The following is a 22,871-nucleotide window of genomic DNA, read 5'->3' as shown; positions in this document are numbered from 1 at the left end:
TACCGCGTCGGGCCGGGGGTGCGACGTCCTGCGTGCGGCAATTCGGGGCAGCCCGCCACGGCGGCGCGGTGGTGTTGACACGCCATTCGCGGCGGGTATGGCAGGGCGCTCAGAGCGTCGGTTGCAGCGACTTTGGATGATCCGGTATGGTCCGCGCCCGTGCGCGGCGACCCCGGTCCACTGGCGCACGCCGCATGCCGTTTACAGGAACGATCACCATGACCGACGATCCGATCATTATCGCCAGCTATGCCCGCACGCCGATGGGTGGATTCCAGGGGGCCCTGTCAGGGGTCACCGCGACCGAACTCGGCGCGACCGCGGTCAAGGCGGCGGTCGAGCGCGCACGGGTCGACCCGGCGGTGATCGACCGCATCTATATGGGCTGCGTCCTGCCCGCCGGGCTGGGCCAGGCGCCCGCGCGGCAGGCGGCACTCGGTGCGGGGCTTCCCGATTCGGTCGAGGCCACCACGATCAACAAGATGTGCGGATCCGGAATGCAGGCCGCGATCATGGGGTTCGAGGCGCTTGCCGCCGGGACCGTCGACGTGGTTGTCGCGGGCGGAATGGAAAGCATGACGAATGCGCCCTTCCTCCTTGCCAAGCATCGCGGCGGCGCGCGGATCGGCCATGACGTCGTCTCCGATTCGATGATGCTGGACGGTCTCGAGGATGCCTATGAAAAGGGCAAGCCGATGGGCGCGTTCGCCGAGGACACGGCGGGTACCTACCAGTTCACACGGGCGGACCAGGACGCGTTCGCGCTCGAAAGCCTGGCGCGAGCGAGCGCAGCGGTCACCGGGGGGCATTTCCGCGACGAGGTCGTGCCGGTGACGGTCAGGACGCGCGGCGGTGACGTCGCGGTCGTCGAGGACGAGCAGCCGGGCAAGGCGAAGCCCGAGAAGATCCCGGGCCTGCGCCCCGCCTTTGCCAAGGACGGGACGATCACCGCGGCGACCTCGGCCTCGATCTCGGATGGGGCCGCGGCGCTGGTCCTGACGCGGGCGAGCGTCGCCGCGCGGCTGGGGCTGGCGCAGGAGGCGCGGATCGTCGCGACCGCCGCGCATGCGCACGCCCCCGCGCAGTTCACGACCGCACCCGTCTCGGCGATCCGCAAGGTGCTCGACCGTGCGGGCTGGACGGTCGGGGACGTCGACCTGTTCGAGGTGAACGAGGCGTTCGCGACAGTGGCGATGATCGCGATGCGTGACCTCGCAATCCCGCGTGACCGGCTGAACGTCAATGGCGGCGCAACCGCGCTCGGCCATCCGATCGGTGCAAGCGGCGCGCGGATCATCGCCACGCTGGTTGCCGCACTCAAGGCGCGCGGTCTGCGCAAGGGCGTGGCGGCGTTGTGCATTGGTGGCGGCGAGGCAACGGCGGTCGCGGTCGAACTCGTCTGACGCAGCCCGCCTTTGCCCTGGCGTCAGGTCTTTGGCGAAAGAGGCTTTTCGCCGGCGGTGCAATGCTGGCATGAGCCCGCGATGACCATTATCGCGCGATCGCGTCGCCTGTCCGCCGTCCTTCTCCTTCCGCTCGCGCTCCCGACGCCAGGCATCGCGCAGAGCGTCGCCCCATCGCCCGTCGCCGAGACGCCGCCGGTGATCGTCGTCACCGGCCGCGGCTTGGCGGATGCACCAGGTGACCGGGCCTATGATATTGTCACGATCGAGCGCGACCGCATCCAGTCGAGCGCGAGCAACCGGCTGGAAACCGTGCTCGCCGATGTCGCGGGGCTGCAGCAGTTCCGCCGCTCGGATTCACGCAGCGCCAACCCGACCAGCCAGGGCATTTCGCTGCGCGGCATCGGTGGCAATGCGTCGAGCCGCGCGCTGCTGCTGTTCGACGGCGTCCCACAGGCTGACCCGTTCGGCGGCTGGGTCGCGTTTCCCGCCTATGCGACGGGCCGGCTCGGCCGGATCCGCGTCACGCGTGGCGGCGGCAGCGGCTATCAGGGGCCGGGCGCACTTGCCGGCACCGTCGAGCTCGAAAGCGCCAGTCCTGGCCAGCTGACCCCGTTCCAGGCGGGCATCGCCTATGGCAGCCGCGATTCGGTCGACGCGCAGGCCTCCGCGGCGCTGGTCCGCGACGGCGGTTTCGCGGTCGTGTCGGGCGCTTATACGCGCGGCGACGGCTTCACGCCGACGGTCGCGGGGTCGCGCGGCGCGGTCGATCGCCCGGCGCCGTATGAACAGGCGTCGGGCGCCTTGCGCACGGTGATCGCCGTCGACGCGACCACCGAGCTGCAGCTGAACGCGAGCGCCTTCACCGACACGCGCGACCGCGGCAGCGATTTCACCGCCAATCGCAGCGAGGGCGCGGATGCCAGCCTGCGACTGGTCGGGCGGGGACGCTGGGGCTATTCGCTGCTCGGTTATCTTCAGACCCGCGCCTTTGCCTCGAGCTTCGGCAGCATCAACGCGGCACGCAGCACGACCACCCAGTCGCTCGACCAGTATAATACGCCCGCGACGGGGCTCGGTGCGCGGTTCGAACTCCTGCCGCCGCTTGGTGAGGCGATCACGCTGCGCCTCGGCGCGGACATTCGCGACGTCAGCGGCAAGACGCAGGAGCTGTTCTTTTTTGCCGGCGGCAATCCTACACGGCGACGCGAGGCGGGGGGCAGTTCGACCACGTCGGGGCTGTTCGCGGACGGCAGTCTCGTCGCGGGCGATGTGACGTTCAGCCTTGGCGGGCGGATCGACCGCTGGACGATCGACCAGGGATATCTGTCGGAACGACCGCTTGCCGGGGGGCTGCCGGTCACCGACCTGCGCTATGCCGATCGCGAGAGCACCGAAACGACGGGCCGCGCGGGGATCGCCTATCGTCCCGTCGACGCGGTTACGCTGCGTGTCGCGGGCTATCGCGGCTGGCGGCTGCCGACGCTCAACGAACTCTATCGACCGTTCCGCGTCGGCAACGACACGACCGCGGCCAATGCGCTGCTGTCGCCAGAGCGGCTGACCGGGGTCGAGGGTGGGGTCACGCTGGCGCCCGCGCCGGGTGTGAGCATCGCTGCAACCTATTTCTACAACAGGCTGAAGGACGCGATTGCCAACGTCACCCTCTCATCGACCGCGACGAGCGCGTCGCGCGTCCGCCGCAACCTCAACGCGATCCGCGCGCACGGGTTCGAGATCGATGCCGCGTATCGCCCCGGCCCGATCGGCGTCCAGGCCTCTTGGTCGCACGTCAACTCGACCGTTGATGCCTCGGCCGCCGCGATCGCGCTCGACGGGCTGCGTCCGGCCCAGACGCCGCGCGACCAGGTATCGGCGACGGTCGACTGGCGCCGCGATGCCGCCGCCGCGTCGCTGACCGTGCGCCATGTCGCGCGCCAGTTCGACGACGATCAGAACAGCCGCAGCCTCGATCCTGCTACCACGCTCGACGCCTATGCGGCCTATCCGATCACCCGCGCGCTGGTCGTCGAGGCGCGCGCGGAAAACCTGTTCGATGAAACGGTCGAGGCGGGGATCAGCAGCGGCGCGATCGTCGAGCGTGCGACGCCGCGCACGCTCTGGATCGGGCTGCGCTACGCCATGCGGTAACGGACGGATCGGGGCCGGGCGAGGGCGGGCAGGCGGGAAGGTCATCGACGATGCCGCGCGAGCGCTCTATCCCGCGCGGGTGATCGATATTCCCGCCCCGCTCCGCCTGCGCCTCGACGGCGACGCTCTCGTCCGCAACTGGCAGACGCTCGACCGCATGAGTGGCCGCGCCGCGTGCGGCGCGGCGGTCAAGGCGAACGGCTATGGCCTCGGCGCGGTCGAGGTTGCGCGGCGTCTGGCGGGGGCGGGGTGTCGCGACTTCTTCGTCTCCAACTGGCGCGAGGCGGTCGAGCTGGCGCCGCTCGGCCTCGCGGTGTCCGTCCTCCACGGCGTCCGTGACGAGGACATGGAGGCCGCCCGCGCCGGCATCGCGCGCCCGGTGCTCAACACGCCCGCACAGGTCGCGCGCTGGAAGGCCGCGAATGGGGGCTCGTGCGACGTCATGGTCGACACGGGGATGAACCGCCTCGGTGTGTCCGCGCAGGATATTGCCGACGGGCTGCTCGACGGCCTGACGATCGAGACGTTGATGAGCCATCTCGCCTGCGCCGACGAGGACGCGGCGATGAACGCGGTGCAGCGCGATCGGTTCGCGGCGTTGCAGGGCACGACGGGCGCGCGGCGGATGAGTCTTGCCAATTCCGCAGGGATCGCGCTGGGGCACGACTATGCGTTCGATCTGACACGGCCGGGATTGGCGGTGTATGGCGGGGTGCCGCGAGAGGAACTGGGCGAAGTGATCACGCCGGTGGTTTATCCCGAGGCGGAGATCCTGCAGGTCCGGCGGGTGCGCGCAGGCGACGCGGTCGGGTATAATGCGACATGGACCGCGAAGGCCGACACCGATGTCGCGGTTGTCAATCTTGGATATGCCGACGGGTATTTCCGGGGATTTTCCAATTGCGGCACCGCATGGCATGGCCAGGACCGGCTGGCAGTGATCGGGCGGGTCTCGATGGATCTCGTCGCGATCGACGTGACTTCGGCGACTGTGTGCGAGGGGGACTGGATCGCCTTTGACGTAGCCTTGCCGGATGCGGCCGTTGTGTCGGGGATGTCGCAATATGAACTGCTGACCGCGATGGGCACTAGGTTCCAGCGCCTTTGGGACGCGCCGCGTATATCTGCGTGACGCTTCGCGCGGGCAAGGCGCGGCACTAGGTCACGGCAAGCACCGCATAGGTGTTCGCGGACCGGCGGGTTACAAAAAAAGGGGCGGTGGAAATCACCGCCCCGCAAGGGATACCGTTTGTCGCGAAAATTGCGATCAGGTCAGAACTTCGCCTGGAACCCGGCGTAGAATTTGCGGCCCAGCGGCTCGAAGATCGCGGTGCCGGCGCCGATGCCCGTCGAGCCCAGTGGCGGGAGGCGGTCGGTCAGGTTGTCGATGCCGAAGTAGAAGTTCGTTTCGCGCGTGACGTTCACGCCGAACTTCACGTCCATGTAGAACACGTCGGGGTAGTAGGGGATGTCGAAATCGTCGAGGTTCTGCGGGACGCGGCCCTGGAACGACTGACGGTTCTCGGCGGCCCCGACCGACTGCTTCGTGATGTAACGCATCTGCAGGTTGCCGAAGACCGAGCCGAAATCAGCGCCAAGGTTCCAGTTGACCTGATCCTTGGGCGTTCCGACTTCGCCGACCGTCGTGTCAGCAAAGCCCGGCTGCGTCGGGTCGGTGAACGAGCTGTTGGTCAGCACGTGCGTGTAGATGATGTGGCTGTTCAGGCGAACATCGCCAAAGGTGTGGGTGTAGTTCAGGTCGACGTCGATGCCGCGAACCTGCAGCTTTGCATAGTTGAGCAAGGTCTGCTGAAGGCTGCCCTCGACGATTCGATACTGCTCTTCACCGACAGCACCGGTCTGACCCGCGGGAACGCGAGTGAAGAGCGAGCAGAACTGGTTGCCGGTCGTTGGCGAATCGTAGCAGCTGTTGATGATGCCCTGCGCCGATGGCGCGGTGATCACATTGTTGACCTTGATGTTGTAGTAATCGACCGACAGCGTCAGGCCCGGGATAAACCTGGGCTGGAGCAGCACGCCATAGGTGTAGGAATCCGACTTTTCGACGTCGAGTTGCGGATTGCCGCCGCTGACAATCTCCAGCGTCTGTGCGTAGACATAGTCGTAGGTGGTCGGAATGCCCGCCGCGGCGCAATTGCCGGCCCGGAACTGCGTGCCCCCCGCGACGTTTCGCGCCGAGCACGGATCTGTGACGGTGGCGAAGTTCTGCGATTGCGGCGAGTAGAGATCGGACAGGTTGGGCGCACGGACCGAGCGAGAATAGTTTCCGCGGAAACGGATCCCATCGATCGGCGTATAGGTCGCGTTGCCGCTATATGCGTAAACCGTGCCCGCCGAGCCCTTGTAATCCGACACGCGGCCCGAACCGCTCAGTGTCAGCTCGCGGATGAGCGTAATGTCCTTCAACAGCGGTATGCGGATTTCGCCATACGCTTCCTTGACCTCGAACGAGGTCGGGTCGAACTTTCCGATCGCGTTGTAGAAGGTGTAGCCTGACGAGACCAAGGGATCCTGCTCGTAGAAGGCCGTCTCGCGCCGGTATTCACCGCCGACCGAGAAGCCGATGTCGCCGCCGGGCAGGCTGAACAGCTGGCTCAGATCGCCGGAAACGAAGCCGTTGATGTCGAGCTGCGTGATCTTGCCACTCGAAACCGTGTCCTGAAGGACGTAGTTCTTGGCCGCCTGCGAGATATTCCCGGTGCCGAACGGATTGAGCGGCTGGCAGGCGGCGATATCCGCCGCCTGGACGGCTGCGTTTCCGGCGATGTCGCCGCCGAAGGACGCATCGGCGCGCGCCTGACCCGTACCCGGCAGCTGCGATCCGCAGATGATCTGGCCGTTTGCCGGATTGGTGACAGCGTCGAGGGCAAGCACCATGCGCTGCTGGTTCAGATTGCCCATGACCTTCGTCTTTTCGCGGAACTCGCCATAGTTCCCCGCAAGCTCATAGTGCCAGTCGTCGTTGAACGTGCCCCGGACACCGCCGACGAGGCGGTAGGTTTCACGACGCGCGGCTTCGGTACGGACGCCCAGATCGGTGAGGTTCTTGCGCAGGATGAAGCGGAAGGACCCGTTGTTGATCGCGGTGATGTTCGCGGCCGTGAGCGGTGCGTTGGTGGTCGGATTGATGCCGCTTGCGAGGATCTGCGCAGCGATGGTGTTGCGCGCATCGGCCGACAGATAGGGGTTATCAAGTCGCGGACGCTCGTAGAGAAGGTCCAGCGTTTGGCCGGTGAAGAAGGCCGGTCCCGAGCTCCCCTGTCCGACCGAATCGGTGCGCGAATACTTGGCCTCGATGAACGGGACGAAGGCGTCCGATACCTCGAAATGGCCGATGAGATTGGCCGAGTACCGGTTAAGTTCTGGCAGGATCTGAATCAGCTGCCCTTCACGGCGCGTGTCGCCATTGCCGCTCAGATAGGATCCGGCCGGTACCGCGCTGGCGCGGAACGGGTTGGTGGCACTGCCCGTGCCGGCCGTTGCGGCAAGGCCGACACGCGAGCCGGTTTGCTGCGCCAGGGCGCCGGACGACTGGAACAGGAAGTTGCACGAGAAGGGGCGTCCGGCATTGTTGAACGTCGCCGTCGGCGTGTTGTCGCGCCCGCACGCGCCGGTCGGGCTTGCAAAGGCGACAAGACCGCCGGCCGAGATCGTTGCCGACCGGATATCGCGGAAGAACACCGAATCCGGAATGCCGTCATAGTTCAGGTTCGTCTGACCGGTAGCGACGCCCGCGGAGTCGGAATCGGTTGCGATGAAGCCGTTGGCCTGGCGCAGATAGTCGCGCTGCGACGCGTAGAGCGCATTCTGCCGCGAATATTCCAGATTGACCGCGAGGTTGCCGCGACCGTCGGCGAAATTCTTGCCCGCCAGGACGCTGCCGAAATAGGATCCTGCATCGCCGCGCTCGCTGATCGCACCCTGGCCGCGGACCTGCAGACCCTCGTAATTGTCCTTCAGGATGAAGTTGACGACGCCGGCCAGCGCGTCCGATCCGTAGACGCCCGAATTACCGCCCGTCACAAGATCGACGGACTGGATCAGGTCAGTCGGGATCGTGTTGGTGTCGACCGATACGGCGTTGTTGAGGATGTCGGACCCGACATGCCGGCGACCGTTGACGAGCACGAGCGTGCGCTGCGTTCCAAGGCCGCGCAGATCGAGCAGGTTGAGGCCGGCCGTGCCGAGGAAGCGGGTCGAGTTCGCCTGGCTATAGGTGCTCTGGAGCTGCGGCAGATCGTTCAGGACGTCGCCGATCGACGTCTTGGCGGTCGTCGTCAGTTCGACCGCACTGATCGTGCTGACGGGAACCGCGGATTCGCCGTTCGGGCTGGCGATGCGCGACCCGGTGACGAGGATCTCGTCGTTCGCGGGCTGTGACGCTTCGCGCTGGGGTGCTTCCGCAACAGGTGCGACCTGATCCGGTGCGGTTTGTGCCAGCGCAGTGCCGGGCAGTGCCGCAAGCGCGCCGACGATCGCCGTCGCGCCCAGAAAGCGAGAAAATTTCATAAAACCCCTTTGCGTTGGCATTTATGCCCTATTCGATGGCGAGAGGGTGACGCCATGCGATTGGCCGCGCAATTGGTTTATTGCTGCAGCATGAACGGAAGTCCGAGTTTTCACAAAACTGTAGCGTTCACGCAACAATTCGACACATCCCCTTCCATATTCCATGTTGTGAACTCGAAGAGGCGAGGTGGCGTTATCACCGCAGCGAGGCGATAGCGGCCGCGTCGTTGTCAACGAGGCTCACAGCTTCCGCCGTGCGATCGCAAACCATAGGGTCTAAACCAAAATACACCCAAGCGGCCTTGCGGAGGTTTTTAACAACAAACATAGATTATAAATCGACATATTGTGACAAATATGTTGCATTCTTACAACGCGTGCGGCGCCAAATGACAATTCCGTCATGTAAGGGTCGATCTTCGTCTGATGTCTCCCTAGAAAATCACGTGTTCACAGGGGGATATAACTAATGCGATGCAATCTGCTCGTTCGCGTATCCGCGCTTGCCGTCTTGGCCGCGGGATTTTCCGGCAACGCCTATTCACAAACCTCGACCACCCCTGAATGCACGCCCGGCCAGGAGCGTCTCGCCGATGGGTCGCTGTGCGCGCCGGTCGCGGGCGAGCCGGCGGTGGGCGCCGATGGCGCAACGCGGCGCGAGTCCGCCCCCGAAGAGATCACCGTCACCGGATCGCGTATCCGGCTGCCGAACGTCGAAGGCACCGTGCCGATCACGGTGATCAACAATCAGTATCTGTCCAATCGCGGCCTGACCAATGCCGCCGATGCGCTGAACGAGACGCCGGGCATTCGCGGCAGCATCACGCCAGCGGGCGCGCAGGGTTCGTTTGGCCAAGGCGTCAATTTTATCAACGGACTTGGTCTGGGTTCGAACCGGACGCTCACGCTGATCAACGGCCGCCGCTCGGTATCGTCCAACGTGACGACGATCTTCAACCAGGGCGGCGCGGGGACGCAGGTCGACGTCAACGTCATTCCGACGCTGTTGCTCGACCGTATCGAACAGACCTCGACGGTCGGGGCGACCACCTATGGTTCGGACGCGATTGCCTCGACGGTCAATTTCATTCTCGACACCCGCCTGAAGGGCGTCCGCTACACCGCATTGAGCGGTGTCACGGAAGAAGGCGACGCATTCCGTTACAACTTGGCGCTGGCGGGTGGCTTCGACTTTGACGATGGCCGCGGTAACATCACGCTGGCCTATACGCGCGACTATCAAAAGGGTTTGCTGTACAATTCACGGGGATTTCTGCGCGACAATATCGGATCGGCCGACAATCCCTCGACAGCGCAGTCCGCACAGCTCGGCCGCCCTGCTGGTACGACCGCCGCAAATGACGGCCGGGTGAATACGGGAATCGGTTTCAATGATTCCGGAACTGACGGATTTCCCGGATCGATCCTGGTACGCGACCGGACGTTGCCGTTGCTGACCGGTGGAGGTCTGATCACGTCGGCCTTCGCCAACGCGAACGGGACCGGCTCAGTCGCGGCGGCAGTGCAGAATTATCAGTTCGACCGCAGCGGCAATCTCGTGCCCTTCAACCGGGGTATCCGGTTCGTGAGCGTCCAGCAGGGCAGCGGCGGCGACGGGTTCCGCTTCAACGATTATTCGCAGATCACCAGCGATCTGCGGCGCAACGTGTTCAACGGCTTTGCCGGTTACGACTTTTCCGATGCGTTCAAGGTCTTCATCGAGGCAACCTATTTCCAGTCGCGCGGTGACGAACTGGTTCAGCAGCCGACCTTCAACAGCAGCCTGTTCGGCGGTCTCAGCGGCGCGCTGACGTTCACGACGGCAAGCCCGTTCCTGACGGATCAGGCGCGCGCGCAGCTGACGGCGCTCGGCGTCCAGCGGTTCCAGGTCTCGCGTGCGTCGCTCGATCTGGCCGACCTGACGGGCTTCTCGACCAACAAGCAATATCGTGCCGTCGCCGGCGTCCGCGGCGATTTCAATGTTGGTGGCCGTCGTTTCAACTATGAAGCCAGCAGCAACATCGGTCGGGTCGATATTCGCGATACCCGACAGGACATCAACGCCCAGCGGTTCATCAATGCGGTGAACGTCACGCGGAACGCCGCGGGGCAGATCGTGTGCACGGCAACCCCGTTGGTGCAGGCCGCACCTGGCGGTACGCCAGTCGCAGACGCCGCCTGCGTGCCGCTCAACCTGTTGGGTGAAGGTCTTTCGAGCCCGGAGGCACGGTCGTACATCGTATCCGAGAACATCACGAGGAGCCGGCTCGAACAGATCGTTTACAACGTCAATGTCGGCGGCAGCCCGTTCGATCTGTTCGGCAACGAGACCGGCTTCAACCTTGGTTATGAGCATCGCGAGGAGCGCGGCAGCTTCACCCCCAGCACCTTCGAGCAACTGGGGCAGGGGCGTGCTGTAGCCATTCTTCCGGTCGCGGGACGATACAATGTTGACGAGGTGTTCGGCGAAGTCATCCTTCCGATCGTCACGGCGCAGAACGGGTTGTCGTTCCTGCATTCGCTTCAGCTGAATGCCAGCGGCCGTCACGTCAACAACACCGTCAATGGCGGTTTCACGGCCTATGCAGGCGGCGTGTCGTTCGCGCCGATCCGGGATATCGCGCTGCGCGGCAATTATACCAAGTCGTTCCGAGCACCCGCCATCACCGAGCTGTTCTCCCCCGTTGCGAACGTGTTCACCACGGTTCCCGACCTGTGTTCGCCCGCCAACATCAATGCCGGTGCCGCGCCCGAAAACCGTGCCCGCAACTGCGCGGCCTTCCTGTCGGCATTCCCGAATGCCACGCCACTGGATGCCGCAGCCGCCACCGTCCCGGGACGCAACGGGGGCAATGTCGGGCTTGCGAATGAAGTAGCGAAGAGCTTCACCTACGGTGTCGTTCTACAGCCGCGTTTCATTCCCAACCTGACGCTGACGGTCGATTATGTGAACATCAAGATCTCGGATCCAATTGCCAGCCTGACGGTCGCGCAGATCGCATCGGCGTGTTTCGACAATTCGACGTTCAACGCCGCCGATCCGGCGAACGGCAATGCGTTCTGCTCACAGATCCGACGCTATGCACAGGGACAAGGCGGCGCATCGGCGAACGGTGGCAACAATGGCGGCCAGGTGGTCAACGACCCCCTAAACCCGGGTGTCGGAAGTGGTTTCGTCAACGGAAACAAGATCAAGTTCGAAGGGATCCAGTCCGAACTCACCTATAATCGTTCGCTGTCGGGTCTGGGCATTCCTGGCTCGGTCGGGATGCGGGGAAATCTGTTCGTCTCGCTGAAGCGCATCAACGACATCACCGGCGTTGCACCCGTGCGGACCGACGGAACGCTGGGCGATCCGACGTTTCAGGGCCAGTACAACCTCTCCTATTTCCATGACGACTTCGGCATCTCGACCTCGTTCAACTATACCGGCGAGCAGCTCTTCTCCCGTGTCAGCCGTGGGGCCGATATTCGGGAAATCGACAAGCTGAAGGATTTCGTGACGGTCAATCCAAGCGTCTACATCAACGCGAGCGACCGTTTCCGGGTTACCTTTGCCGTGACCAATCTTTTCAACAGGGTCGGCGAAAAGTATAACGGGATCATCATCCCGGCCAGCTATAGTGATCTGATCGGTCGCCGGTTCGCGGTGAGCGTTGCCGGTAAGTTCTGACCGAGCGATAATATGAAAAAGGGGGCCGCTCGTCTTACCGAGCGGCCCCCTTTATTCGTTTGAGGCTTATAAGTGCGGCAACGGCAGTCTCACCGTTCGAGGCACATGGCGATCCCCATGCCGCCGCCGATGCAGAGCGTCGCCAGCCCCTTGCTCGCGTCACGCTTCTCCATTTCGTAGATCAGTGTCGTCAGCACGCGCGCGCCGCTGGCGCCGATGGGGTGGCCGATCGCGATCGCGCCGCCATTGACGTTGACCTTGTCGGCATCCCAGCCGAGCTCCTTGCCGACCGACAACGCCTGGGCGGCAAACGCCTCGTTCGCCTCGATCAGGTCGAGATCGGCGATCGTCCAGCCGGCCTTTTCCAGCGCACGGCGCGTGGCGGGGACGGGGCCGATGCCCATGATCGACGGATCGACGCCGGCCGAGGCCCAGCTGCGGATGGTCGCGAGCACCGGACTGCCGCGGCGCTCGGCCTCGTCGCGGCGCATCAGCACCAGCGCGGCCGCGCCGTCGTTGAGGCCGCTCGCATTCGCCGCGGTGACGGTGCCGTCCTTCTTGAACGCCGGCCGGACGCCCGACACGCTCTCGATCGTCGCGCCCGCGCGGATATATTCGTCGTCGCTGACGATCGTGTCGCCCTTGCGGCCCTTGATCGTTACCACGGCGATCTCGTCCTTGAACCGGCCCGATCCGCGGGCCGCCTCCGCCTTGTTCTGCGAGCCGACCGAGAAGGCGTCCTGTTCGCTGCGCGTAACCTGATATTGCTCGGCGAGATTTTCGGCGGTGATGCCCATGTGATAGCCGTTGAACACGTCGGTCAGGCCATCGCTGACCATCGTGTCGACGAGGCTGAGAGTGCCCATCTTCTGGCCGCCGCGGATCGACTGGGCGTGCGCCGACAGCGACATGGATTCCTGCCCGCCCGCAACGACGATCGTCGCGTCGCCGGTCTGGATCGCCTGACACGCCAGCGCGACCGCGCGCAGCCCGGAGCCGCAGACCTGATTGACGCCCCAGGCGGGGACTTCTTTGGGAACGCCCGCCGCCATCGACGCCTGACGCGCGGGGTTCTGCCCCTGCGCCGCGGTCAGTACCTGGCCGAGGATCACTTCCGAAACATCGGCACCGTCGACACCCGCCTGCGCGAGTGCCGCCTCGATCGCGGTCCGGCCGAGCTCATGCGCGGGGACGGTGGCGAAGGCGCCGAGGAAGCTGCCGACCGGCGTGCGCTTGGCGGCGGTGATGACGATGTCGCTGGGGTGGGTGGCGGTCATGACGGGTCCTCTCGTTTCGAGGATGCAATACGCTAGCCAAGCGAATCTATCCAGTTCGCGAGCGGCTCCCAGAGCTGGTCGCGGGCACGGCTGCCGACGATCATGCCGACATGGCCGGCATCGACGTCGCGCCGGTCCGCCAGCCCGATCGCGGTGGCGGCGGGCACGATCCGGTCGTTGCGCGCGACGAACTCGACCGCGGGGCAGGACAACGCCCGCGGGGCGATCGCGCGACCGGCAATCCGCCAAAGACCGCGTCCGGGGAGGTCCCGGGCGATCATGTCCCCGAACAGCGCGGCGGCGGCAGCGGCTGGGAGCGGCGCACCCGCATTCGCCCAGTCCTCCAGCCTGACGAACGCGCGCGCGCCGGGGCTGGTCGGATCGCGATCGGCGAACGTCTCGTATTTCGCGATCGTCTGCGCGGGCGCGAGCTGCCAGAATCCACTTTGCAGCACTTCCATCGGCAACAGCCCCGTTTGGCGCGCAAACGGCGCGGCGGCGCGCCACAGTTGCGCCATCTCGGCACGCGCGGTCTCGCCATAGCCGGCGAAATGCCAGGGTGCGGCGATCGTCGCCAGCCCCGCCACCCGCGTCAAGGCGGCAGCGGCGATGGCGAGGGTGCCGCCCAGACAATAGCCCACCAGGATCGGCGGTTCGGCAAATCCGTGCAGCAGGGGCAGGAGGATGCGCGCGACATGCGCGTCGAGGTCGAGGTCCCTGTCCTCGGGTCCCGGCGATCCCCAATCGAGCAGGTAGGCATGGTATCCCCGCGTGGCCAGCCACCGCATCAGCGACGTGTCCGCGGAAAGGTCTAGGATCGTCGCCGGGTTGATCAGCGAGGGTATGACGATGACCGCCGGCTTGCCCGTAGTGCCACCGCCATAGTCGCGCAGGATCGCCCGGCCGGCCGACGCGCGGATGGGGCGGGGTGGCAGGGGCAGGTCCCGGGGCGCGGCCTGATAGCGGTCAAGCCCGGCCAGCGCCCGCGCGCGGCGGTCGGGCGATGCTGCGGTTTCGTTGCGCAACATGGCGAGGAACAGCGGCAACGGCCGTGGACCATGTTGCGGCGCAATGTCAAAGCGCGTAGCGTTTGCCCCGGTCACGTGGAGGGGCTGCATATGAAGAAGCAAAGCACGGTCGACGGGCTTGTCATCATCAAGAAGTACGCCAACAGGCGGCTTTATAATACCGAAACATCATCCTACATCACGCTCGATCATCTCGCGACGATGACTCGCGAGGGCCGTGACTTCAAGGTCGTCGATGCGAAGACCGAAGAGGATATCACGCACAACGTCCTCACCCAGATCATCATGGAGGAGGAAAGCCGCGGCGAGACAATGCTGCCGGTCAATTTCCTGCGCCAGCTGATCTCGATGTATGGCGATTCGATGCAGAAGATGGTGCCCGGCTATCTCGAGGCATCGATGGACAGCTTCCGCCGCAATCAGGAACAGTTCAAGACCGCGGTCGAGGGGGCGTTTGCCCATTCGCCCTTCGCCGACATTGCCAAGCGTAATCTGGCGATGTTCGACGTCGCCGCGCAGGCCTTTGCCCCCGGCAATGCTGCGGGTGCAGCATCCCCCGCACCAGCAGCCGCCAGGCCGGTGGCGACGAAGGACGAGGAGATCGCTGCGCTTCGCACCGAACTCGCCAGTCTTCAGGACAAGGTGGAAAAGCTCGGGAGCTGACATGGCACCGTTGCTGTGGACGGCGAGCGGCGGCTTCGCGGCGCTGGCGATCGCATCGGGTCTGGGCGCCCGCCGTCGCCATCGGCGGCGCGATCCCGACGCGGTTGGCTGGGTCGACTGGCCGACCGTTCAGATGTTCTCGCTGATCGGGCTGGCGGTGACGATCGGGCTGGCGTTCAAGACCTAGCTGGCGGAACGGCGGCCGAGCCGCGGCCTCGACGTTCGACTCTGCGCCGGTTACTATCCGCGCCAACCGTCAGGAGGGCAGGGCATGGACACGCTGGTGAGCACCGAATGGTTGGCGAACGCGCTCGAGACCAGCGTCCCGGGCGCTGGCGATCTCAGGGTCGTCGACGCAACCTATGCCGAAGGTCGCGACGCCGCGGCGGACTATGCGGCGGCGCATATTCCCGGCGCTGTATTCATGAACCTCGCCGAGCTTCGCGACACCGACAGCGACCTGCCCAACATGCTGCCGTCGCCTGCCAAGTTCGCCAGCCGGATGCAGTCGCTCGGGCTCGGCGACGGCAGCCGCATCGTGCTGTACGACAGCTCGCCTTGGCGCACGGCGGCGCGCGCCTGGTGGATGCTGCGGACCTTTGGTGCGCACAATGTCGCGATCCTCGACGGCGGTCTGGCCAAATGGCAGGCCGAAGGGCGTGAGACGGAGTCGGGCAAACAGGCGGTGCGGCATCGCCACTTCACCATCTGGGCCGACGACAAGGCTGTTCGCACGAAGGACCAGATGACCGCGAACCTGTCGAGCGGCGCCGAGCAGGTCGTCGATGCACGCTCCGCCGCCCGGTTCACCGGTGCCGAGGCGGACCCGCGACCTGGCACCGCATCGGGGCATATCCCCGGATCCAAATCACTGCCCTATGCCACGCTGTTCAACGCGGACGGCACGTGGAAGACCGGCGACGCGCTGCGATCGGCATTCGAAGGCGCGGGCATTGATCTCGCCAGGCCGATCGTGACGACCTGTGGATCGGGAATCACCGCGGCGGTGCTGGCGTTCGGCGCACATCTGCTTGGCAACGAAGCCGCGCTGTACGACGGCAGCTGGTCGGAATGGGGCGGTGATCCGTCGACTCCGAAGGCAATGGGCGCGAAGGCGACAGGAACGCAATGACCGAAACGACAAGGCCGGTTGGCGACGCCACCAAGGTGGTGCTCGCCGGGCGTCGCGCGGAATGGACTCGTGGTGTCGGGGAAGGGGCGATCGTCAGTCCGCCGGTCTGGCGGGCGTCGACGATCCTGTATGACTCCGTCGGCCATCTCCGCGACAGCGCGACCCGCGATACGCATCACCGGCTGTTCTACGGTCGCAAGGGCACGCCGACGCAGTGGAGCCTTGCGGATGCGCTGACCACGCTCGAACCCGGGGCGGAGGGCACGTTCCTTTATGGATCGGGCGTTGCGGCGATCGCCGCGGCCTTGCTCTCGGTGCTGTCGCCGGGCGACGAACTGCTGCTGGTCGACAGCGCCTATGACCCGACGCGCGGGATGGCGAACGGCCTGCTCAAGCGGTTCGGCATCACGACCCGCTTCTACGACCCGCTGATCGGTGCGGGGATCGCCGACCTGATCGGCGAGAAGACCCGCGCGATCTTCATGGAAAGTCCCGGCTCGCTCAGCTTCGAGGTGCAGGATATCCCCGCCATCGTCGCGGCCGCGCGCGCGCGCGGCGTGACGACCCTGCTCGACAATACCTGGGCAACGCCGCTGTTCTTTCCGGCGATCGGCCACGGCGTCGATCTGACGATCCTGGCGTGCACCAAATATGTCGTCGGCCATTCGGACGCGATGCTCGGATCGGTGACGGCAGGGCCCGGCCATTTCAAGGCGCTGCGCGAGACGAGCTTTCAGCTGGGGCAGATCGCCAGTCCCGACGACTGCTGGCTCGGCAGTCGCGGGCTGCGCACGATGGCGGTCCGGCTGGCCCAGCACCAGTCGAGCGCGCTGGCGATCGCGCAGTGGTTGGAGGCGCGTCCGGAGGTGGCGCAGGTGCTGCATCCGGCCCTGCCTGGCTGCCCGGGGCACGACCTGTTCGTGCGCGATTTCAAAGGATCGAGCGGGCTGTTCTCGTTCGTGCTGGACCGCGGTGACGAGGCGTCGCGGGCCGCGCTGATCGACACGCTCGAGCTGTTCGGGATCGGCTATAGCTGGGGCGGGTTCGAAAGCCTGGCGCTACCGGTCGATCCGCACCGCTATCGCAGTGTCACCCGCCGCGAGGTCGCCGGGCCGATGATCCGCCTTCAGATCGGGCTCGAGGATCCGGCGGACCTGATCGCCGATCTCGACGCGGGGCTTGCTGCCTTTCAGGCGGTGCGCGGCTAGCGACCTTGCTCGCCGGACGTGAGCGGGTACAGCGTGGCGGTCATGCAGACAGAACCGCCCGACGCTGAAGGCCCGGTCTTCGATACGGCGTTTCAGGCCAGGCTCGACCTGCTGTTCCGCTGGCGCCGCGATGTCCGCCGGTTCCGGCGCGACGCGCTGCCCGCGGGCGCAGTCGACGCGATGCTCGCGATCGCCGACGCCGCGCCGTCGGTCGGGCTCAGCCAGCCTTGGCGGTTCGTCACGATCGATGACCCCGCGCGACGCGACGCGATCCGCGCGGACTTTACCGCCTGCAACGCCGCCGCGCTGGCCGGGCAAGACGAGGCGCGTGCCGCACTCTACGCCCGGTTGAAGCTCGCCGGGCTGGAGCAGGCGCCCGTCCACATCGCGGTGTTCGTCGAACCCGATCCTAGCCAGGGTCATGGTCTGGGGCGTCAGACCATGCCGGAAAGCGTCGCCTATTCCGCCGTGATCGCGATCCACACATTGTGGCTGGCGGCGCGCGCGCAGGGGATCGGGCTCGGCTGGGTCTCGATCCTCGACCCCGTGCGGATCGCGCACATCGCGGGCGTGCCGGAGGGATGGCGGTTTGTCGGCTATCTCTGCCTCGGTTATCCCGAAAGCGACGCGGACATGCCCGAATTGGCGCGCGAGGGCTGGGAAGCGCCGCGTCGCACGCCGATCCTGCGTCGATAGGCCGGCGCGCGCCCGAGCGTTGCGACCGAGACGGTGTGGCCGGTGCGCAACATCCATGGCGTCAACACCGCGCCTGGCGCAATAATCGCTTGTGCACTGCATCAACGACTGTCATTCATTTGTCACCGCAGGAAAGACCGCGCTCGGAGGCCATGCCTCGATAGATGCGGCGTCCGCGGGTGCAGGCGGGGACATCGAATTTCCAGTTTCGAAAGGGAAACGATGCGCTTCTCCACTATCCTCTTCGGCGGCCTCGCGCTGGCTGCCGCACCCCCTGCGTTCGCGCAGGATACGGCGCCACCCAAGGACGTCACGGTCAGCGGATCGGTCGGACTTGTCAGCGACTATCGCTTTCGCGGCGTGTCGCAGTCGGACGAAAATCTCGCGGTCCAGGGCGGCATCACGATCGCGCACAAGAGCGGCGTCTATATCGGCACCTGGGGATCGAACCTCGCCGGCTGGGGCACGTTCGGCGGCGCCAACATGGAGCTCGACCTGATTGCCGGGTACAAGCTTCCCGTCGGTGGCGGCACGCTCGACGTCGGCGCGACGTGGTACATGTACCCGTCGGGCTTCGACAATACCGACTTCATCGAGCCCTATGCCAAGCTCTCGGGCACCGCCGGCCCGGTCGCGCTGACCGCGGGCGTCGCCTATGCGCCCAAGCAGCAGGCACTGGGCCCCTGGTATTCGAACGGCACCTCGGCCGCCAACGGGGTCTATGACCGCGTCAACGCCAAGGATTCGAACCTCTACCTGTGGGGCGATGTCAGCAGCGGCATTCCCGATACCGGCCTGACCGTAAAGGCGCATGTCGGCTATTCGAATGGCAACAAGGGGCTCGGGCCATTCGCCACCAGCGTGTCGCCGACGGGGGAATATTTCGACTGGCTGGTGGGTGCCGATTACGTGATTCCAGGCACGCCGCTGACCTTGGGCGTCGCCTATGTCGATACCGACATCAGCAAGGCGGAGTCGGCGTATCTCCAGCCGAGCTTCAGCCGTGGGCAGGACGGCGTCGGTTCGATCGCCAACGGGAAGGTGCTGGCGTCGCTGACCGCCGCGTTCTGACGTAGCGCGGGTGCTGTCGTCGTCCTGGCGTTCGGCTGGGATGGCGGGAGCGCGCGGTTGCGGCATTTTGCACGGTCGCTTCCTGCCTCCCTCTCGTCACCCCAGCGGAAGCTGGGGTATCCTACGGAGCAGGGGCGGGCGGGGTGGCCATCGACCGAACACGAAAAAGGGCGGCCCCCCTGCGGGAGCCGCCCTTTTTCACGTCTTGCAGCAACCGCTCAGTTGGCGGTTGCGCGCGCATCCTGGCCGTCGCCTTCGGGGGCGGCGACGATGTCGCGCGTGGTCGAGCCCTTGTCGATCACGGTCGTGCCGGGATCGCCTGCGCTCGACCGGATGCCGGGATCGGCGGCGCTGGGGCCAGCTTCGCTCAGCACGCCGGCTTCGGCAGGGCTGCGCGCGGCGGTGCCGCCGAACAGCGCGTCGAGCGTCTGTGCGTTCGCGGCGGTATCCTGCGGCCGTGCAGCACCCGGCTGCGGCGGGACCAGCGCGAAATCGGGGGGGATCACCAGCGGAGCCTGGCGGGCGACGGCGAACTCGTCGGGTCGCGCACGATCGAGGCTCTTGCCGGCGCCACAGCCGGACAGCAACGCGACGCTCGCCAGACCGGCAGCCAGGGGCACAAACTTACGCATGGGAATTCTCCACAGGGGGCTTCTCGCGCACGAGCAGCGCCCGGACAAGCAGGACGAGCACGCCGACAGTAATCGCTGCATCCGCGACATTGAAGACCAAAAACGGGCGCCACTCGCCGATATGCAGGTCGGCAAAATCGACGACATAACCGAGCCGGATCCGGTCGAGGATATTGCCGACCGCACCGCCGAGCACGAAGCCCAGCGCGATCTGATCTGCCCGGTTCTTTTCGCGCGTCATCCAGATTGCGACCCCGACCGAGATCGCCCCCGTCAGCAGCACCAGCGCCCAGCGCGTCAGATGGCCATCGGCGGGCAGCAACCCGAGCGAGATGCCGATATTGGGCACGAAGCGCAGGTCGAAGAACGACGTGATCGTCTGCGCATCGCCGAGCGAATCGATCCCGAGCGGACGCGTCACCGCCCATTTGCTGAGCTGGTCGGCGAGGAACAGCGCGATCGCCGCCCCGAAGCCGGCCTTTGGCAGATTACGCATGCGCCACCACCTCTTCGCACCGGTCGCAAAGCTCGCCGTCGGTGGTCACCTCGGGGAGGTGGCGCCAGCAGCGGCCGCATTTGTGGAAGTCGGTGCGCGTCACGGTGACCGCATCGCCCGGCGTGACCTTGGCGACGATGAACGCCTCGGCCAGAGCGTCGGCGTCGAGCAGCATCGATGGGACGGTGATCTCGGCCTCGAGGCTGGACCGCACGGTCTTCTCGCGGCGCAACGGCTCGATCGCCTCGGTGACGGCGACGCGCAGCGCGCGGATCTCCTGCCACTTGGCGCCGACCACGTCGTCCGCGTCGAGCGACGGCAGCGACGGCCATTCGAGATAGTGGACCGAACTGTCGTCGCTCGGGAAGCGCGACTGCCAGACTTCCTCCGCGGTGAAGCACAGCACCGGCGCGGCGTAGCGGACCAGCGCGTGGAACAGCACGTCGAGGACGGTGCGGTACGCGCGGCGCTTCACGTCGCCGGGCGCGTCGCAATAGAGCGAGTCCTTGCGGATATCGAAGAAGAACGCCGACAGGTCCTCGTTCGCGAAGTCGGTCAGCAGCCGCGTGTAGCGGTTGAACTCATAGCCTTCGGCCGCCTGGCGCAGTTCGGTGTCGATCATGCCGAGACGGTGGAGCACATAGCGCTCGAGCTCGGGCATGTCGGACACCGCGACGCGTTCCGACTCGTCGAAGCCTTCGAGCGCACCGAGCATGTAGCGGAACGTGTTGCGCAGCTTGCGGTAGGAATCCGACGCGGTGGCGAGCACCTCCTTGCCGATCTTCACGTCGTCGAAATAGTCAGTCGAGGCGACCCACATGCGCAGGATGTCCGCGCCGCTCTCGCCGATGATCTTGAGCGGATCGACGACGTTACCGAGGCTCTTCGACATCTTGCGGCCCTGGCCGTCGAGCGCGAAGCCGTGGGTGAGGACCGCGTCATAGGGTGCGCGACCGCGCGTGCCGCAGCTTTCGAGCAAGCTCGACTGGAACCAGCCGCGATGCTGGTCCGACCCTTCGAGGTACAGGTTGGCGCGGGTGCCTTCGCCGTAGCGCGCTTCGACCGTGAAGACGTGTGTGCAGCCCGAATCGAACCAGACGTCGAGGATGTCCTTCACGATCTCATAGTCGGCGAGCGCATAGTCGGGGCCGAGCAGCGCCTGGTGGCCGTCGGCGTACCACGCATCCGCGCCGTTCTGGCGGAAGGCTTCGACGATGCGCGCGTTGACCGCGGGGTCGTTCAGATACTGGCCGGTGGCGCGGTTGACGAACAACGCGATGGGGACGCCCCAAGCGCGCTGGCGCGAGATGACCCAGTCGGGGCGACCCTGCACCATCGACGTGATCCGGTTTTCCGAGCGCGCAGGGATCCAGGTGGTCGCGGCGATCGCGTCGAGCGCGATTTCGCGGAGGGTTGCGCGGTTACTCGACCCAGCCCCTTCGACTTCGCTCAGGGCGAACGGGGGTGCGGCCGAATCCCCAACCCCGTTCGTGCTGAGCGAAGTCGAAGCACCCTGGATCCCGACCGACGTCGCCGCATCCATCGGGATGAACCATTGCGGCGTAGCGCGGAAGATCACCTTGGCCTTGGAACGCCACGAATGCGGGTAGCTGTGCTTGAAGTCGTCGCTCGCCGCGAGCAGCGCGCCGGTCGCGCGCAGGTCGGTGCAGATCGGGCCGTCGGCGGCCACGAACTTCTTGTTGATGACGGACCCTTGCCCGCCCAGCCAGGCCCAGTCTGCGCGATACATGCCTGCGCCGTCGACCGCGAAGACCGGATCGATGCCGTATTGCTTGCAGAGCTCGAAATCGTCCTCGCCGTGATCCGGCGCCATGTGGACGAGCCCGGTGCCCGCGTCGGTCGTGACGAAGTCGCCGGGGAGGAACGGGCGGGGCTTTGCAAAGAAGCCGCCGAGTGCGTGCATCGGGTGGCGTACTACAGTGCCCTCCAGATCCCTACCGAATGCAAAAGCACTGCTGATGACTTCCGGCTTATCGTCGCCAGCGCGGGTCTTGCTAAGGCGGTGGAGAAACTCATTTACGAGCTTCTGTGCGACTAAATACTTCCGATCGTGCTTCTCTTCGTAGAGCAGCACGTATTGAATCTCAGGACCATAAGCGAGGGCTTGATTAACAGGGATCGTCCACGGGGTCGTCGTCCAGATGACTGCATAAGCGCCAATCATGCCAGGCAGCGGCGCGTCGACGATCTCGAAGGCAACGTCGATCTGCGTCGAGACGATGTCCTCATACTCCACCTCGGCCTCGGCGAGCGCGGTCTTCTCGACCGGCGACCACATCACGGGTTTCGCACCGCGGTAGAGCTGGCCGCTTTCGGCGAATTTGAGCAGTTCGCCGACGATCGTCGCCTCGGCATCGTATTTCATCGTCAGGTACGGATCGGCCCAGTCGCCCATCACGCCGAGCCGCTCGAACTCGCCCTTCTGCACGTCGACCCATTTTTCGGCATAGGCGCGGCATTCGGCGCGGAACTGGTCGACGGGGACGTCGTCCTTGTTCAGCTTCTTCGCGCGATACGCTTCCTCAACCTTCCACTCGATCGGCAGGCCGTGGCAGTCCCAGCCGGGGACATAGGGCGCGTCCTTGCCCATCAGCGATTGCGAGCGGACGATGATATCCTTCAGGACCTTGTTCATCGCATGGCCCATGTGAATGTCGCCGTTCGCGTACGGGGGGCCGTCGTGCAGGATGAACCGCTCGCGCCCGAGCCGCTGTTCGCGCAGCCGGTCGTAGATGCCGAGCTTCGCCCAGCGCTCTAGAATCGCCGGCTCCTTGGCGGCGAGACCGGCCTTCATCGGGAAGTCGGTCTTCGGCAGGAAGACGGTGTCGCGATAATCGCGCGCGGCGGGGGCGGGTGCGTCGGTCATAGGTGGGGCGGGCTGTAGCCGAGC

At 65.7% G+C, this 22,871-nt stretch carries 16 protein-coding genes; 10 read left to right on the top strand and 6 right to left on the bottom strand.

Annotated elements, in window-relative coordinates:
• Positions 1–218 precede the first annotated feature (218 nt).
• The 3 genes from GV027_RS09885 (at position 219) to alr (ending at position 4,686) form a co-directional block, all read left to right on the top strand.
• Complete coding sequence (locus GV027_RS09885) at positions 219–1,403, top strand: acetyl-CoA C-acyltransferase (protein WP_159511748.1); 1,185 nt, start codon at positions 219–221, stop codon at positions 1,401–1,403.
• A gap of 81 nt (positions 1,404–1,484) precedes the next feature.
• Complete coding sequence (locus GV027_RS09880) at positions 1,485–3,554, top strand: TonB-dependent receptor (protein ID WP_159511747.1); 2,070 nt, start codon at positions 1,485–1,487, stop codon at positions 3,552–3,554.
• An 88-nt stretch (positions 3,555–3,642) separates the two neighbouring features.
• Positions 3,643–4,686 (top strand): alanine racemase, encoded by a 1,044-nt coding sequence (gene alr, locus GV027_RS09875; protein WP_236559332.1) that lies wholly within the window; start codon positions 3,643–3,645, stop codon positions 4,684–4,686.
• A 140-nt stretch (positions 4,687–4,826) separates the two neighbouring features.
• On the opposite strand, the gene GV027_RS09870 is transcribed toward alr, so the two are convergent.
• The gene (locus GV027_RS09870; protein WP_159511745.1) at positions 4,827–8,084 is read right to left on the bottom strand and encodes a TonB-dependent receptor domain-containing protein; all 3,258 of its coding nucleotides are present in this window, start codon (positions 8,082–8,084) and stop codon (positions 4,827–4,829) included.
• Positions 8,085–8,553: 469 nt separating this feature from the next.
• Between GV027_RS09870 and GV027_RS09865 the strand changes: the two genes are divergently transcribed.
• Positions 8,554–11,757 (top strand): TonB-dependent receptor domain-containing protein, encoded by a 3,204-nt coding sequence (locus tag GV027_RS09865; RefSeq protein WP_159511744.1) that lies wholly within the window; start codon positions 8,554–8,556, stop codon positions 11,755–11,757.
• An 89-nt stretch (positions 11,758–11,846) separates the two neighbouring features.
• On the opposite strand, the gene GV027_RS09860 is transcribed toward GV027_RS09865, so the two are convergent.
• Both GV027_RS09860 and GV027_RS09855 read right to left on the bottom strand, forming a co-directional pair.
• Entirely contained in the window at positions 11,847–13,034 is a 1,188-nt protein-coding gene (locus GV027_RS09860) for an acetyl-CoA C-acetyltransferase (protein WP_159511743.1), read from the bottom strand.
• A 32-nt stretch (positions 13,035–13,066) separates the two neighbouring features.
• The gene (locus tag GV027_RS09855; RefSeq protein WP_159511742.1) at positions 13,067–14,062 is read right to left on the bottom strand and encodes an alpha/beta fold hydrolase; all 996 of its coding nucleotides are present in this window, start codon (positions 14,060–14,062) and stop codon (positions 13,067–13,069) included.
• A gap of 90 nt (positions 14,063–14,152) precedes the next feature.
• Between GV027_RS09855 and phaR the strand changes: the two genes are divergently transcribed.
• The 6 genes from phaR (at position 14,153) to GV027_RS09825 (ending at position 18,832) form a co-directional block, all read left to right on the top strand.
• Entirely contained in the window at positions 14,153–14,725 is a 573-nt protein-coding gene (phaR, locus tag GV027_RS09850; protein WP_107932104.1) for a polyhydroxyalkanoate synthesis repressor PhaR, read from the top strand.
• A gap of 1 nt (position 14,726) precedes the next feature.
• Positions 14,727–14,912: a hypothetical protein gene (locus GV027_RS09845; RefSeq protein WP_056405247.1), complete on the top strand. Its 186-nt coding sequence runs from the start codon at positions 14,727–14,729 to the stop codon at positions 14,910–14,912.
• A gap of 84 nt (positions 14,913–14,996) precedes the next feature.
• A complete protein-coding gene (locus GV027_RS09840; RefSeq protein ID WP_159511741.1) occupies positions 14,997–15,857 on the top strand; it encodes a sulfurtransferase in 861 nt (286 codons plus the stop codon).
• On the top strand, positions 15,854–17,065 hold the full coding sequence (gene metC, locus GV027_RS09835; RefSeq protein WP_159511740.1) for a cystathionine beta-lyase: 1,212 nt from the start codon (positions 15,854–15,856) through the stop codon (positions 17,063–17,065). Before GV027_RS09840 ends, metC begins: the two co-directional genes overlap by 4 nt.
• Before the next feature lie 42 nt (positions 17,066–17,107).
• On the top strand, positions 17,108–17,761 hold the full coding sequence (gene bluB / locus GV027_RS09830; protein WP_159511739.1) for a 5,6-dimethylbenzimidazole synthase: 654 nt from the start codon (positions 17,108–17,110) through the stop codon (positions 17,759–17,761).
• 222 nt (positions 17,762–17,983) lie between these two features.
• Positions 17,984–18,832, top strand: a complete 849-nt coding sequence (locus GV027_RS09825; protein WP_031395899.1) for a TorF family putative porin — start codon at positions 17,984–17,986, stop codon at positions 18,830–18,832.
• A 218-nt stretch (positions 18,833–19,050) separates the two neighbouring features.
• Here the strand turns inward: GV027_RS09825 and GV027_RS09820 are convergent, their stop codons facing one another.
• Genes GV027_RS09820 through ileS form a run of 3 tightly spaced genes read right to left on the bottom strand, consistent with a single transcriptional unit; the run spans position 19,051 to position 22,847 of the window.
• Positions 19,051–19,464: a DUF3035 domain-containing protein gene (locus tag GV027_RS09820; RefSeq protein ID WP_031440002.1), complete on the bottom strand. Its 414-nt coding sequence runs from the start codon at positions 19,462–19,464 to the stop codon at positions 19,051–19,053.
• Positions 19,457–19,960, bottom strand: coding sequence for a signal peptidase II (lspA, locus tag GV027_RS09815; RefSeq protein WP_031395901.1), 504 nt, complete (start codon positions 19,958–19,960; stop codon positions 19,457–19,459). Before lspA ends, GV027_RS09820 begins: the two co-directional genes overlap by 8 nt.
• Positions 19,953–22,847, bottom strand: coding sequence for an isoleucine--tRNA ligase (gene ileS, locus GV027_RS09810; RefSeq protein WP_159511738.1), 2,895 nt, complete (start codon positions 22,845–22,847; stop codon positions 19,953–19,955). Before ileS ends, lspA begins: the two co-directional genes overlap by 8 nt.
• Between the last annotated feature and the right edge of the window lie 24 nt (positions 22,848–22,871).

This window comes from Sphingomonas sp. T1 (genome assembly GCF_902506585.1).
Classification (GTDB): Bacteria; Pseudomonadota; Alphaproteobacteria; order Sphingomonadales; family Sphingomonadaceae; genus Sphingomonas; species Sphingomonas aerolata.
Note: the sequence above shows the minus strand (reverse complement) of the source record. Positions and strands in the feature narration are given on the sequence as shown.